Origin of the sequence: Burkholderia sp. 4M9327F10 (genome assembly GCF_005503145.1) — a bacterium.
In the GTDB taxonomy this organism is placed as follows: Bacteria; Pseudomonadota; Gammaproteobacteria; order Burkholderiales; family Burkholderiaceae; genus Paraburkholderia.
This window is the reverse complement of the sequence record NZ_SCNV01000013.1, coordinates 46,488-60,474: the sequence shown is the minus strand read 5'-3', so window position 1 is coordinate 60,474 and position 13,987 is coordinate 46,488. Positions and strand designations below refer to the sequence as shown.

General features: G+C 65.1%; 13 protein-coding genes. 4 read left to right on the top strand and 9 right to left on the bottom strand.

The window, feature by feature from the left end:
- Positions 1-10: 10 nt before the first annotated feature.
- From FFS45_RS14815 to FFS45_RS14800, 4 genes are all read right to left on the bottom strand, one after another.
- Positions 11-808 (bottom strand): ABC transporter ATP-binding protein, encoded by a 798-nt coding sequence (locus tag FFS45_RS14815; RefSeq protein ID WP_137955403.1) that lies wholly within the window; start codon positions 806-808, stop codon positions 11-13.
- Entirely contained in the window at positions 805-1,914 is a 1,110-nt protein-coding gene (locus FFS45_RS14810; RefSeq protein ID WP_137955402.1) for an acyl-CoA dehydrogenase family protein, read from the bottom strand. The genes FFS45_RS14815 and FFS45_RS14810 overlap by 4 nt, the downstream gene beginning before the upstream one ends.
- Positions 1,911-2,477 carry a carboxymuconolactone decarboxylase family protein gene (locus FFS45_RS14805; RefSeq protein WP_137955401.1) on the bottom strand — a complete coding sequence of 189 codons (567 nt, stop codon included), beginning with the start codon at positions 2,475-2,477 and terminating at the stop codon, positions 1,911-1,913. The genes FFS45_RS14810 and FFS45_RS14805 overlap by 4 nt, the downstream gene beginning before the upstream one ends.
- Before the next feature lie 124 nt (positions 2,478-2,601).
- The gene (locus FFS45_RS14800) at positions 2,602-3,603 is read right to left on the bottom strand and encodes an AraC family transcriptional regulator (RefSeq protein ID WP_137955400.1); all 1,002 of its coding nucleotides are present in this window, start codon (positions 3,601-3,603) and stop codon (positions 2,602-2,604) included.
- A gap of 246 nt (positions 3,604-3,849) precedes the next feature.
- Here FFS45_RS14800 and FFS45_RS14795 point away from each other — a divergent pair, with 246 nt between their 5' ends.
- The 3 genes from FFS45_RS14795 to FFS45_RS14785 all read left to right on the top strand — a co-directional run bounded on the left by FFS45_RS14795 (position 3,850) and on the right by FFS45_RS14785 (position 7,066).
- Entirely contained in the window at positions 3,850-4,194 is a 345-nt protein-coding gene (locus FFS45_RS14795) for a DUF3088 domain-containing protein (RefSeq protein WP_137955399.1), read from the top strand.
- Between the two features lie 116 nt (positions 4,195-4,310).
- Positions 4,311-5,660, top strand: a complete 1,350-nt coding sequence (locus tag FFS45_RS14790; protein WP_137955398.1) for an LLM class flavin-dependent oxidoreductase — start codon at positions 4,311-4,313, stop codon at positions 5,658-5,660.
- Between the two features lie 38 nt (positions 5,661-5,698).
- Positions 5,699-7,066, top strand: coding sequence for an LLM class flavin-dependent oxidoreductase (locus FFS45_RS14785; protein ID WP_137955397.1), 1,368 nt, complete (start codon positions 5,699-5,701; stop codon positions 7,064-7,066).
- Positions 7,067-7,120: 54 nt separating this feature from the next.
- On the opposite strand, the gene FFS45_RS14780 is transcribed toward FFS45_RS14785, so the two are convergent.
- The 5 genes from FFS45_RS14780 to FFS45_RS14760 all read right to left on the bottom strand — a co-directional run bounded on the left by FFS45_RS14780 (position 7,121) and on the right by FFS45_RS14760 (position 12,357).
- The gene (locus FFS45_RS14780; RefSeq protein WP_137955396.1) at positions 7,121-8,485 is read right to left on the bottom strand and encodes an LLM class flavin-dependent oxidoreductase; all 1,365 of its coding nucleotides are present in this window, start codon (positions 8,483-8,485) and stop codon (positions 7,121-7,123) included.
- Between the two features lie 85 nt (positions 8,486-8,570).
- Complete coding sequence (locus FFS45_RS14775) at positions 8,571-9,434, bottom strand: ABC transporter ATP-binding protein (RefSeq protein ID WP_137955395.1); 864 nt, start codon at positions 9,432-9,434, stop codon at positions 8,571-8,573.
- A gap of 53 nt (positions 9,435-9,487) precedes the next feature.
- The gene (locus FFS45_RS14770) at positions 9,488-10,381 is read right to left on the bottom strand and encodes an ABC transporter permease (protein WP_137955394.1); all 894 of its coding nucleotides are present in this window, start codon (positions 10,379-10,381) and stop codon (positions 9,488-9,490) included.
- A gap of 44 nt (positions 10,382-10,425) precedes the next feature.
- Positions 10,426-11,277, bottom strand: coding sequence for an ABC transporter permease (locus FFS45_RS14765; RefSeq protein WP_137955393.1), 852 nt, complete (start codon positions 11,275-11,277; stop codon positions 10,426-10,428).
- A gap of 12 nt (positions 11,278-11,289) precedes the next feature.
- On the bottom strand, positions 11,290-12,357 hold the full coding sequence (locus tag FFS45_RS14760; protein WP_137955392.1) for an ABC transporter substrate-binding protein: 1,068 nt from the start codon (positions 12,355-12,357) through the stop codon (positions 11,290-11,292).
- A 340-nt stretch (positions 12,358-12,697) separates the two neighbouring features.
- Here FFS45_RS14760 and soxC point away from each other — a divergent pair, with 340 nt between their 5' ends.
- Positions 12,698-13,987: a sulfite dehydrogenase gene (soxC, locus tag FFS45_RS14755; RefSeq protein ID WP_137955391.1), complete on the top strand. Its 1,290-nt coding sequence runs from the start codon at positions 12,698-12,700 to the stop codon at positions 13,985-13,987.

Genomic DNA, 13,987 nt, shown 5'->3' with positions numbered 1-13,987 from the left:
GGTTGAGCCTTTATGCGTGAGCGAGGGTTGGCGAGTCCGACGCTTGCGAGTCGTGCAGCGCCTGAAGAATCTGGATGCGCAGCGCACCGAGCGCGGGCACATGGGCCTCACGCGGCGTGGGCGCGTCTGGCGCGAGATGCAGAATCAGCGTGCCGCGGTTGCCGAGTACGACGATCCGGTCGGATACCAGCAGGGCCTCGTCGATGTCGTGTGTGACGAGAACCGTGGCTGCGCCCGTGTCACGCACCACCTGCAGCAGCAGGCGCTGCATATCGCCGCGGGTAAGCTCGTCGAGCGCACCGAACGGTTCGTCGAGCAGCAGCGTGCGCGGCTGGCGGGCGAGGCAGCGGGCCAGCGCGACGCGCTGCGCCATGCCGCCGGAGAGTTGCCGCGGCGTGTAGTGACGCGCATGCTCCAGGCCGACCGCGGCGAGCGCCACGGTGACGCGCTCGCGCCGGGCGGCACGCGTCAATTGCGGCTGGCGAGCAAAGCCGAGGCCGAAGGCGACGTTTCGTTCGACGGACAGCCATGGCAGCAGGCAAGGATCCTGGAAGGCGAGCGCGACATCGGGACGCGGTCCGTCAACGATTTTGCCGTCAACCAGAACCCGGCCCCGGGTAGGCGTCTGCAGGCCAGCGACGATCCGCAACAGCGTGGATTTGCCGCAACCGCTTGGTCCCAGGATCGACACCAGCTCGCCCGGCTGCACATGCAGGTCGATGGCGTGCAGCACATGCCGTCCTGGGTAGCTGAGGCCAATCTCGCGTAGTTCGACGCGTGGTGCGGGCGTCCCGCTTACGTGACTCATGCCGCTTTTGTCTGTCGATGCTGGGCGAGCTGGTTTTTTAGCTGCACCACGCTGGGGGTGACAATCGGCACAAAGGCCGCCTCGCGGGTACGGCGCGCGCAGCCGCTCTGACCGCGCAAATAGCCGCGTCCGCCGGTTGCCTGCACTTCGAGCCGAACCGCCGCGTCCACCAGCGTGGCCAGTGCGATGCGCACTTCGAACAGCGCGGCCGGCGTGGCGAGGAAAGTGCCGTGCTCGACGCCGTCGAACAGCCGCTGCGACAGCACCGCCAGCTCGTTCGTCAGATATGAGGCTTCGTCGGCGACGGCAGCACGTACCGCCGCGCTGCCGGTTTCTATGACGGCGAGGGCGCGGCGCGCAAGACCGATTGACATGCCGCACTGCAGCCCGAGGAAGGCAGGACGCACGCTCACGAGAAAACCACGCGCGTCGTCCGTGATCTGCCAGGCCGAGTCGAGCACTACGCCGTCGAGCCGCAGCGCCGCGGTATTGCTCGAACGCAGCGCGATCAGGTCGAGGTCGTCGCTGCGCACAAGGCCGGGCGCGTCGTGGGGCAACGCAAAGATCGACGGCGGCGCACCGTCGCTATGATCGAAGGCGGCCGCAGCGAGAAAACCTTCGCGGCGCAGGTTGGTGATCCACGGCAAGCCGCCGTTCAGCGTCCATTGCCTCGCGGTACCCGCGCTTTCCAGCGGGGTTGCGTTCATCTGCAACGGCTCCAGACTGGAGAGGTACTTCATCGCGTTCGACAGACCCGTCGCGCCCGCCAGTTCGCCGCTCAGGAGCGATGGCAGCCAGCGCGCGCCGAGGTTTTCGTTCGGACTATGCAGCAGATACTCGATAAAGGTTCGCTGTCCCCAGAAGACAAAGGCGGCCGCGAGTGAATGCGCGGCGACGCTCGCAATGGCCTTGATCGCATCGGCCGTGCTGCCGCCGTGGCCGCCGCGACCGCTCGGCACGCCGATCCGCAGCAACTGTGCGCGGCCTAGCTGCGGCAAGATCTGCGCGGCGAAGTCCTGGCGGGCGTCAATCGCTTCCGCATGTTCGTCGAGCCATGCTGCGAGTTCGGGCGCGCGTTCCTGTAACGACGGCGGCTGCGAACTCATGCTGCCTGTTCCTGCGGCGTCCAGCGATAGGCGGCGAGTTCCGGATTGAGCTCGTTTTGCGCCAGATTGTTGGCGAAGTTGCACAGCGTCGCGAGGCTCACGCCGAGGACGACTTCGAGCGCATTGGCGTCGCTGAAGCCGGCCGCGCGAAACGCCGCGAGCGCTTCGTCGGCGACGGCGCCGCGCGTGGCGATGACGGTCCGCGTGAACTGCGCCACGGCTTCGAGGCGCGGATTGGACAAGGGCTGCTGGGCGCGGATGGACTCGACGAGTTGCGGATCCAGTTGTGCCTTCTTGAGTGCAACTGCGGTGTGCCCCGCCACACAGAAACCGCAACCGTGGATGCCGGCTGCCGTGATCTGCACCGTCTCGCGCTCGGCCAGGGAGAGGCCGCTGCGCCCGTTGATCTCCGCTACCGTCAGATAGGTTTCGAGCGCGGTAGGCGCATTGGCGAGCGACGCGACCAGATTCGGCAGGAAGCCATTGGCGGCCAGAGCGCGCTGCAGGTAGGGGCGGCTGGCCTCGGGGGCGCTCTCGGGGGTGTGGAGATGCAGACGGCTCATGGTGGTTCCTCACAAGTAAGGTCTTATTGTGAGTCTCGCAACTACCCTTGGGCAATGCGCGCCTGTCTGCGAATCATGCGAGTTTGTCCAGCGTCAAGCGCCGGCTTGACCCGCAACCCGACGATCAGTGCAGCGCCGCGAGCGCTGCGCGGCCAGCGGCGGCGGCCGGCTCCCCGGCGGGTTGCACGGCGCGCCGGCGATAGGCGCCGGGCTGCACGCCGGTGACGCGCTTGAACGCCTGCGCGAAGGCGGATTCGGAGTGGTAGCCGACCCGCTCGGCGGCATCGGGCATGCTTGCACCGCCGCGCAGCATGGCGGCCGCCAGCTTCATGCGGACCAGCGCGACAAACTGCGCGGGCGGCTGGCCCGAGATATCGACAAACTGCTTGCAAAAGCGCGCCCTCGACATGTGGACGAAGCTCGCCATCGAGTCGGTGGTCCAGCGCTCGGCGGGCGCCTCGATGATGGCTGCGACGAGCGGGGCAAATTCCGCGCGGCGCATCAGCGACCAGAAGCAGGGCGCGATCTCGTCGCGTCCCTCCACGGCGCGCAGGACGTAGACGAATAGCAGATCGGTGAGGCGGGCGATCAGCGGCGACGGCGTATGCACGTCCCGCAGCGCTTCGGCGCGAATCAGGTCGAAAATGGCGCGCGCACCGTCGAGCGACGGATTGTCGTGCCGAGCGACGATGTGATCGGGCAACAGGCTGAGCAGCATGTCGTCGAGTTCCGAGTTGAACTCGAAGAAGCCGCAGGCGATCCCCACGCTGCCGTCGGCGGGGGCGAGCGAATCGTCGGGCGATGTCAGCGGCGACATGGTGCCGATGCGTTCGCTTTCGTGGCCGCTTGCCGGCGGGTACGGATTCGGTGACAGGCAGTGCGGCATGTCGTGCAGCAGGAACACTGCGTCCCCCGGCGCGAGGCGCAGGCTCTGCGCGGCTCGCTCTGCGTTCGCGGGCAGGTGCAGCCAGCATTCGCCGTGCAGCGCGAGATGGAAGCTGGCCCGATGGCGTCCTGCCGTCGAGGCTTGCCAGGCGCCGCAATATTGGCCGACGTGAAAGATCGTACTTTTCAGCTCGAGACCGGAAAGCAGCCAGTCGGCAATTGTTTCGGCATGAGGTGACATGGGGTTCGATGCGGCTTCGTCATGCGCAGGTGCGATGTGAACCAGTCACATTAAGGTCTCGCTCACATGATGCAACCATTTTTTTGTTAGAAGCTTATGCCATGGAATCGGACAGCGGGCGTCGCAGCAGGCGTTACATGGGACTAAGTTGCTGGCCGCATATCGTTCTGCCGATTTCTTCGTGGCGCGATATCCATCGAGGGACGAGAATCGTTCGACTTATTACCTTCTGGATAACCGCATAACATGAGCCGAGATCTTCTCCTGCTGCTGGAACCGGGCTTTGCCGATCCGAAATACCCGGGCGAGCGTTTCATTTGCCCGCATGGTGCGCCGATAGAAGGACTGCTCGCGAGCGACCCCGCGAAGACCGCCAGCCTCGACATTCAGCGTCTGCCGTTTGCGCGTCCGCGCGAGGTGGCGATCCAGGCGCTCGACGCCGATCACCAGGGCCTGCCTGTGCTGATCCTCGGCGACGAGCATCCGGTGCCTGACGACGCGCAGACGCTCGGCGAAAAGCGCTTTGTCACCGATAGCCAGCGCATCCTTGCACTGCTTGCCGAACGCCACGGTTTTCCGAAGGTCCACTGACGTCGCCCGCTCACCGGCCGCTTCAACGCAAGCGACCGTTGGGCTGGTGAAGCCACACCCCGTTCCGCGTGCCGTGCGAGGCGAGCGGAGCTGATCCCGTCACGGAGACTTTCCCCATGAGCCCCGCACCGGGCCGGCAGCCGCCGCGCCAACTGCATCTGAACATCAATATCCTGCACTCCGGCTTCGTTCCTTCAGCCTGGCGGGTGGACGAGGCGGACCCGCATGCGTTCATCGACGTCGGCCATTACGTGCGCGTCGCGCAGATTGCCGAGGCGGCCAAGTTCGATGCCGTGTTCCTTGCGGATAATGCATCGATTGCGGACCAGATAAACTTCCGGCCGATCACCGCGCTCGAACCGACGGTGCTGCTGGCGAGCATTGCAGCGGCGACGTCGCGCATTGGCGTGATCGGCACGGCATCCACCAGCTATAACGAGCCGTACAACATCGCGCGCCGTTTCGCCACGCTCGACCACGTGAGCGCGGGGCGCGCCGGCTGGAACGTCGTCACGACCGCGGATCTGGGGTCCGCGCGCAATTTCGGCCGTGAGGCCGTGCCTGACCACGCCGAGCGCTATGCCCGCGCGGCCGAATTCACCGAGGTGGTCAAGGCGCTGTGGGATAGCTGGGAAGACGACGCGTTTATCGGCGACAAGGTCAATGGGCATTTCGTCGACACCGGCAAGGTTCATCCCATCGCGCATCGCGGCAAATATTTCGATGTTCAGGGACCGCTCAATCTGCCGCGCTCGCCGCAGGGGCACCCGGTGCTGGTGCAGGCCGGAGCGTCGGCTGATGGCCGCGATCTCGCGGCGCGCCATGCCGAGGCAGTGTTCTCGGCCTCGCAGTCGTTCGAAGAGTCGCTCGCCTATGGGCGTGAACTGAAGGCTGGGGCAGCCGCCTACGGGCGCGGCCCAGTGAAGGTACTGGCGGGACTGACGACGATTATCGGCGCCACCGAAAGCGAAGCCTTGCGGCGGCGCGACGAACTGATCGATCTGATTCCGTGGAGCTACAGCCTGACGCGCCTCGCCGGCACGCTGGGCATCCCCGCGGACAGACTCAAGCTGGACGAGCCACTGCCCGACAACCTGACCTTGCCAGGCGGCGGCAATGGCAACCACACCTTCTTTCACGCCACGATCGCGCAGGCACGGCGGCATGGCTACACGGTGCGTGAGCTGATCCGCTCGCTTGCGGGCGGTGGCGGTCATCGCGTGATTGTCGGGACACCTGAGCAGATTGCGGACGACATCGAGCATTGGTTCAAGGCTGGCGCGGCCGATGGTTTCAACCTGATGCCGGACGTCTTGCCGGGTGGCCTGCAGGACTTCGCGGATGGCGTGGTGCCGATCCTGCAGCAGCGTGGCATTTTTCGCACCGAGTATGAAGGCCGCACCCTGCGCGAGCATCTCGGTCTCGCACGGCCCGACAACGGGCGCGTGTGGCAGAAGAGTGCCTAGGCGTTCGCCTTGACCCCTCATTTTCAGAATCCATCATCATGACCCAACGCAGCGGCCATTTGCGCCTTGGCGCTTTTCTCTATCCGGCAGGCCACCATATCGCAGCATGGCGTCATCCCGAAGCGCAGGCCGACGCCGGTGTGAATTTCCGGCATTACGTGAAACTCGCCCAGGCTGCGGAAGCCGCGAAGTTCGATCTGGTGTTTCTCGCCGACGGCGCGGGCACGCGCGGCGACAATGTGGAGTTTCTCAGCCGCACGGCGCATAGCTACGTCGCGCAATTCGAGCCGATTACCTTGCTGTCGGCGCTGGCAGCCGTCACGGAACACGTGGGTCTGGTGGCGACGGCGTCGACCAGCTTCAACGAGCCGTATCACGTTGCCCGCAAGTTCGCGTCGCTCGACCACATCAGCGGCGGGCGTGCCGGCTGGAATCTGGTGACGTCTTCGAATGAGCATGAGGCGAGGAACTTCAACCGCGACAAACACTTTGACCACGCCGAGCGCTATGAGCGCGCCGTGGAGTTTGCGCAAGTCGTGGGAGGCCTGTGGGACAGCTGGGAGGACGACGCGTTCTTGCGCGACAAGACGCAAGGGCGTTTCTTCGATCCCGCGCGGCGTCATGTGCTCGATCATAAGGGGCGCTTCTTCCAGGTAAGAGGACCGTTGAATGTGGCCCGTTCGCCGCAGGGTCATCCGGTTGTGGTGCAAGCCGGATCGTCGGAGGCGGGCCGGGATCTTGCCGCCCGCACGGCCGAGGTGATCTTTACCGCGCAGCAGACGCTCGAAGACGCTGTCGACTTCTATGCTGACGTCAAGGGACGCCTCGCTCAATACGGCCGTCATCCCGACGACCTGAAGATCATGCCCGGGGTATTTCCGATTGTTGGCCGTAGCGAGAGCGAGGCGCGCGAGAAGTTCGAACAGTTGCAGGCGCTGATTGACCCGAAGGTGGGTCTTGCGCTGGTATCCGGGCTCACCGGAGGCTTCGATCTGTCCGGCTATCCGCTCGATGGTCCGATTCCTGAACTGCCGGAGACGAATGCGAGCAAGAGCCGCCAGCTATTGACACTGGAACTGGCCCGCCGCGAGAACCTGACGATCCGGCAGCTGTACCTGCGGGTGGCGGGCGCGCGGGGACATTGGCAACTGGTCGGCACACCGGCTCAGATCGCCGATCAGCTCGAAGAACGGTTCGTGAAAGGCGGGGCGGACGGTTACAACGTCATGCCGCCGGTGTTGCCGGCTGGGCTCGATGATTTCATCGAACTGGTGATTCCCGAGTTGAGACGCCGTGGCCTGTTTCGTAGCGAATACGAGGGCCGCACGCTGCGCGAGAATCTGGGGCTGCGGCGGCCCGCCAACCGGCATGCCGGGCAGAGCCACCCCGAGCACGCTGTCTCGTGAGTGGTGCCCGGGTGCTGGGCTGACGGGAATCCCGGATGGCTGCGCCGGGTTTTCCTAGCGAATCCCGGCTCGTGCGGGAGCCGCACTCTGGGCATAGCGATTCTGCGGCCGCGGCAAACCGAGGTTGTCGCGCAGCGTACGCCCTTCGTACTCGGTTCTGAACAGTCCGCGCCTTTGCAACTCCGGCACCACCTGCTCGGTGAATTCGGCAAGCCCGCCTGGCAGCCACGGTGACATGATGTTGAAGCCGTCGGCGGCCTCCTCTTCGAACCATTGCTGCAACTGATCCGCGATGCTCTGCGGTGTGCCCACCACCTGTTGATGGCCGCGCGCACCGGCAATGCGCAGATACAGGTCGCGGATCGTCAGGTTTTCGCGGCGCGCCAGATCGAACAGCAGCCGCTGGCGGCTCTTGCCGCCGTTGGTCTCGGGCAGCTCAGGCAGCGGGCCGTCCACGGGGAACTGCGAGAGGTCGACGCCGCCTGACATGTTCGACAGCAGGGACAGGCCCACGGTGGGATGAATCAGGGCCTGCAGCGCCTCGAATTTCTCGCGCGCTTCTTCCTGGGTTCGACCGATTACCGGAAAGATGCCTGGCATGATCTTCAGGTGCTCGGGCTGCCTTCCGTATTTCGCCAGACGGCCTTTGATGTCGCGATAGAACACCTGTGCCTCTTCCAGCGTCTGATGGGCGACGAAGATTACCTCGGCGGTTTGCGCGGCCAGTTCCTTGCCGGCCTCCGACGCGCCCGCCTGCACGACCACCGGCCAACCCTGCGGCGAGCGTGCGACGTTCAGCGGGCCGCGCACCTTGAAGTGCTTGCCCTTGTGATGGAGCACGTGCAGCTTGTCCGGATCGAAGTAGACGCCGCTCTCCTTGTCGCGCAGAAATGCGTCGTCTTCCCAGCTATCCCACAGGCCCGCCACGACATCGTAGAACTCGCGCGCACGTTCATAGCGCACCGCGTGATCGGGGTGCTGCTCGAAGCTGAAGTTGTGCGCCTCGGATTCGGTGCTCGACGTGACCAGGTTCCAGCCCGAGCGGCCGCCGCTCAGATGGTCGAGTGAGGCGAACTTGCGCGCGAGGTTGTAAGGCTCGTTGAAGGTCGTCGATACCGTTGCGATCAGGCCGATATGGGACGTGACGACCGAGAGGGCCGAGAGCAGCGTCAACGGTTCGAAGTGGTCGGCACGTGCGGTGCGCGAGAGCGACGCCAGATTGGTGTCGCGCACGCTGACGCTGTCGGCGAAGAAGATCGCGTCGAATTTCGCGCGCTCGGCGATCTGCGCAAGTTGTGCATAGTGGGCGAAGTCGAGTCCGCCGCTCGCATGTGCATCCGGGTGACGCCATGCGGCAATGTGATGGCCGGTTTCCATGAGGAATGCGCCCAGCCTGATCTGCCGGTTGTTTTTACTCATTGTTTGCTCCGCGGGATGGGTGCGTAACGCTCTGACTCAAAGGTTTGACGCAAGGGTATGACGCAAGGGTTCGACGCACGCGGTCTCACCATGCAAGCCGCCATTCGGTGATCGGCGGGGTAACGGCAGGCCCGGAAACCTGCTGCGCGCCCGGTGGCGCGTCGCCGGCTCCGTTCTGAACCGCGGCGCCGTCTTCGGCAAAATCGGCGAGCACTTCTTCGCGCAGACGGATGAAGCGCGGATCGCTGCGCTCGCGCGGCCGTGGCAGCGCGACTTCGACAATCCGCTGGATCCGTCCGGGGCGCGGCGCCATGGTGACGACGCGATCGCCCAGGTAGATGGCTTCGTCGACGTCGTGCGTGACGAGAATCATGGTGATGCGCTCGCGTTCCCAGATCCGTTGCAGTTCGTTTTGCAGGCGAGCACGGGTGAGGGCGTCGAGTGCGCCGAACGGCTCGTCGAGCAACAGCACGCGGGGCCGGTTGACGAGACCCCGCGCGATGGCCACGCGCTGCGCCATCCCGCCGGAAAGCTGATGCGGATAGGCGTTTTCGAAGCCGTTCAAACCCACCAGTGCAATGTGCTCGGCGACTGCGGCGCGTTTTTCCCTGGTGGACAGCGGCGCATTGCGCAAGGCGGCCAGGATGTTTTGCGAGGCGGTCAACCACGGGAACAGCCGGTGGTCCTGGAAGACGATGCCGCGTTCGAGCGACGTATTGCGTACCGGCTCGCCGGCTACGCGGATTTCGCCGCTGTAATCGCTATCGAGTCCGGCGATCAGCCGTAGCAAGGTCGACTTGCCGCAGCCGCTCGAACCTAGCACGCTGACGAATTCGCCGGGTTGCACCCGCAGCGTGATGTCGTCGAGTACCGCCAGCGCCTCGCCGCGCTGCGCGTAGTGCTTGCTGACGTGAAGAATGTCGAGTGAGTCGGAAACGATGGTGCTCATAAACGATGATCCTCAGTATGACGGGGCGGGGCGGGGCGGCGCTGCCGGCGCGCCTAGCCCGAAACCGCAAGGCGGCGCGACAGCACAGCGCGTTCGACGGCGCGTGCCACCGCGTTGAGCGCCCAACCGGTGATGCCGACGACGATGATCCCGAACAGCACCAGGTCCATGCGGAACTGCTCGCTGCCGTCGACCAGCGTGTTGCCGATGCCGCTGCCCGCCACCAGCAGATACTCGGCGCCGAGCGTGGCGAGCCATGAATAGATCAACGCGAGGTAAATGCCGGTGAAAATCGACGGCAAGGCGGCCGGCAAAATGACGTAGCCAATCAATTGCAGCCTGGTGTAACGGAACGCACGCGCGACTTCGATGTAGGCGCGGGGCACCGCGTGAATGCCATCGCAGGTATGCGCGGTGACCGGCAACAGTGCCGCCAGTGATAGAAATACGATTTTTGCGGCGTCGCCCAGACCGAACCACACGGAAATCAGCGGAATCCACGCGAACAGCGAGATCTGCTTGAAGGTGTCGAAGCTCGGCCCGATTAGCCGCGTAGCAATCCGCGAGAGGCCGAGCACGCTGCCGAGCAACAAACCGCCCACGGTGCCGATGACAAAACCGCTCGCCTCACGCGCAAGCGAAGCGGACAGTGCACGCGTCAGGGCTCCGCTGACGATCTGCTGCCAGGCGGTCTGCAACACCTGGCCGGGACTGACCAGCAGGCCGCTCTTGACCAGATGAGCGTGAGCGATCGCCCACCACAGCGCGATCGCCACGACGGGCAGCACGGCGCCGCGCAGGTCGATGCGGCGGCGCTGGTCTGGCTTTGCCGGCCGCTTGCTGGATGCAGTTTTGCGCTTGACCGGCAGTTCGCAATCGCACGGCGGCGGGCCAGACTGTTTGCGGTTCGCAATGCGCTGCAACAGCGAGGGGATGAATCGGCTCATGGGAGCACTCCAGGGGATCGAGGCGCGTTATTTGATCAACGCGCTCACTCACGAAACGCCGACGGCTGGCCGCGCCGCAGCCGTGCTTCGAGCGCATCGAGCAGCCGGTTGATCGTCAGGCCGATGGCGCCGACCACCACCACCGACGCCATCACCAGGTCGAGTTGGAACAGTTGCCGTCCGTAGACGATCAGATAGCCGAGTCCTTCCGACGATGCGACCAGCTCCACCACCACGAGTGCAAGCCACGCCTTGGTGAAGGCGAGCCGCACACCGGTGGCGAGCGTCGGCACCGCGGCGGGCAGCACGACATAGGCAATCCGTTGCCAACGGTTGTAGGCGAACACGCGCGCCACCTCTTCCAGGGCCACGGGCGTTTGCCGGAAGCCCTGCAAGGTGCTGAGCGTGACGGGGACCAGCGCCGCGTGCGCGATCAGGATGTATTTGAGCGGCTCGCCGACGCCGACCAGCAGGAGCAGGAAGGGCAGCCAGCCCAGCACGGGAATCTGCACCAGCGCGTTGAAACTCGGCAGCACGTACGCTTCCAGCGTGCGCGACAGCCCGAGGGCCGCGCCGATCAGAAAGCCGAGCACGGTCCCCACGCCGAAGCCGATCAGCACGCGTTGCAGGCTGATCAGCGTGTTGGAGGCGAGGTCGCCGCTGCGCGCGAGATCGAGGAAGGTCTCGTACACGCGTTGCGGCGGCGGCAGGATCTGCGGGGGAATCCAGCCGCGCTCGCAACCGGCCGTCCAGAGCGCGAATAGCAGCACGGGCAGCAACCACGGCGCGATGTGCCACGCCACCGCACGCAGGCGTTCGTAGCGGCGTGGCGCCGCCTGGGCGGCGCTGCCCTGACGGGTGCCGTCAGTCGTGAGAGTGATCGCGGTTTCGCTCATTTTGGCGCCTCGTCAACTGAGCGGCTTGCCCGTTGGGTCGTAGCGCGTCCAGTAGTTTTCGAGCTTGAGCGTGCGCAGCGCGTTGTCGAGATAGCTGGGTTCGAACCAGTTGTCGACGTCGACGGGCTGGCGGATCAGTTTGAGCTTGAGCGCATCCTGGGCGACTGCCTTGTAGCGCGCGACGATGAACGGATCGATCAGCGGCGAATTGCGCTCCTTCAGGGTGCGGTTGGCAAATTCGGCCTGCCACGAGGCGTACGGAACACCGCTTTGCGACCACAGTTTGAACAGCGCGTCGCGGTTCGCTTCGTCGGACGACCATTGCGCGCCTTTGACGAAGGTGGTGACGACGCGTTGCACGATGTCGGGGTGCGCGCGGTCGAAGTCGTCGAGCACCAGCAGATGCGACTGGCGCGTGAGTTGCGGACCATCGTTCTGCGATTCGTAGATGATCTTCGCGAGACCCTGGTCGCGCAGCTTGTACAGGTGATAGTCGTTGATCGACGCGTCGATGCCTTTGGACGCGAGTGCTGCCAGCGCGCTGGCGGTGTCGAGATTGATCACGTGCAGGTCGCGCTCGTCGAGGTGATTGGCCGCGAGCGCGTTGTCGGCGACGAGTTGCAGGTTGGTGCCGCGAAAGATCGACACGCGGCGCCCGTTCAGGTCCTTGATCGAGCGGATGTCGGAGTCCGGCGGCACGGCAACCTTCACCCCCACCCGTACGCCCGATTCGAGCAGGATACGTGTCTTCAGGCCGTTGGCGCGTGCCAACACGGCCGGCAGATCGCCCTGGAAGGCGAAGTCGAGCGACTTGTCCGCAATGGCTTCATTGACGGCCGGCCCCGCACCCTTGAAAAACAGCCACTGGACCTTGATGCCGTCGTGGGCGAACTCTTTTTCGAGCAACTGCTGTATCTGCACCGTGGCTGCGGGTGAGCCGCCAAAGGTCGGCGGGTCGCCGGCGCCTTGTTCCGCCACACCGATCCGGATGACCGCAGGCTGGTCGGCATGCACCGACATGGCGGCGAGGGAAAGCAGGGTGGCCGCGAATACTGACTGGAGCAAACGAAGATATCGCATCGATTCGAGTGGGCTAGAGAACAATAAAGGGCAATAAAGGAGTGCGCGCCGCAGCCCTGTGTGCCGCGCCGGCGGGGGCTGGCCGCCGCCAGGATCGGGAATGAACATTCTTGCCGGGCAAACTAGTCAGGACAAGAAAGGATTTGAGCTATGTATATTGCACGGGGTGTTTTTGGCAGCAAGGTATGGCGCGAATGAGACGGTGACTGGTTCTACACATTGGCTGCGATCGATATCACGATTGATCGTTTTGACGCCGAGGTATCCGTTGCTACGATCATTGGTTGGCCCTTCATGCAACGAAGCAACGATGTAACGACACCGCGACGCCACGACGCCAATGACAAAACCCCGCGACAATCCCCCCACCAGGCTCACTTCGCGCTCGCGCCGCCGCGTGCTGGGCGGATTCGCGGCGAGCGCCCTGGTGGTGGCGCGGCGTGCCGGTGCGGCAGAGCCGCTGCTCAAGCCGCTCGAAGTCGCGCCGTGGAGCCGCACACCGGGCGCGCCGATACTCGCGCATCCCTACGGCGTGCCGTCGTCGCATGAGGCCGATGTCGTGCGTCGCAGCGCACGGGCGTGGCCCTTGCCCGGGGCGGCCTCGTCAATGACGCCGCTAGCGGACCTGTACGGCACGATTACGCCGAATGGGCTCGTCTACGAACGCCATCACAACGGCGTGCCGGATATCGATCCGGATCAGCACCGGCTCGTGCTGCACGGTCTGGTGCGCCAGCCGAAAGTGTTCACGATGGATGACCTGGTTCGTCTGCCGGCTGAATCGCGGATTCATTTCATCGAGTGCTCGGGCAATACCGGCAGCGAATGGAATGGACCGAGCGGCCAGCCGGTGCAACTGACGCACGGTTTGCTCTCCTGTTGCGAATGGACGGGGGTGCGGCTTTCGACCCTGCTGGAAGAGGTCGGCGGCCTTTCGGCGTCGGCGGGCCAGCGCGGTGGCGGCGCCGGCTGGGTGCTGGCGGAAGGCGCGGATGCCGCGGCGATGACGCGCAGCTTGCCGCTCGAGCGCATTCTCGACCGCGCGCTGGTCGTCTATGCACAGAACGGCGAGCGCTTGCGCCCGGAAAACGGCTACCCGTTGCGCCTGATCGTTCCCGGGTTCGAAGGCAACACCAACGTCAAATGGCTGCGCCGCCTGAAGTTCGTCGACGCGCCTTTGGAGACGCGCGAGGAAACCTCGAAGTACACGAGCCTGATGGCGAACGGCACGGCCCGGCAGTTTGCCTTCGAAATGGATGCGAAGTCGGTCATCACCAGACCTTCGCCGGGGCATCGTTTAACGACACCGGGCTATTACCCGATCACCGGTCTCGCGTGGTCAGGCCGCGGTGCGATTCGCAAGGTGGAGGTATCGGCGGATGGCGGGGCGACGTGGCAACTGGCACGCCTCGACGGGACGCCGCGCGATCGCGCCCTGACGCGCTTTCAGGCGGACTGGCTGTGGCAGGGCGCCCCCGCGGTGATCCTGTCGCGCGCTACGGATTCGACCGGCTATGTGCAGCCCACGCGCGAGGCGCTCGTCGCCGCCCGTGGGTTGAATTCGCAGTACCACTACAACGCGATTCAGCAATGGCGTATCGACGCGGCCGGCGAGGTGCGCAATGCCTAG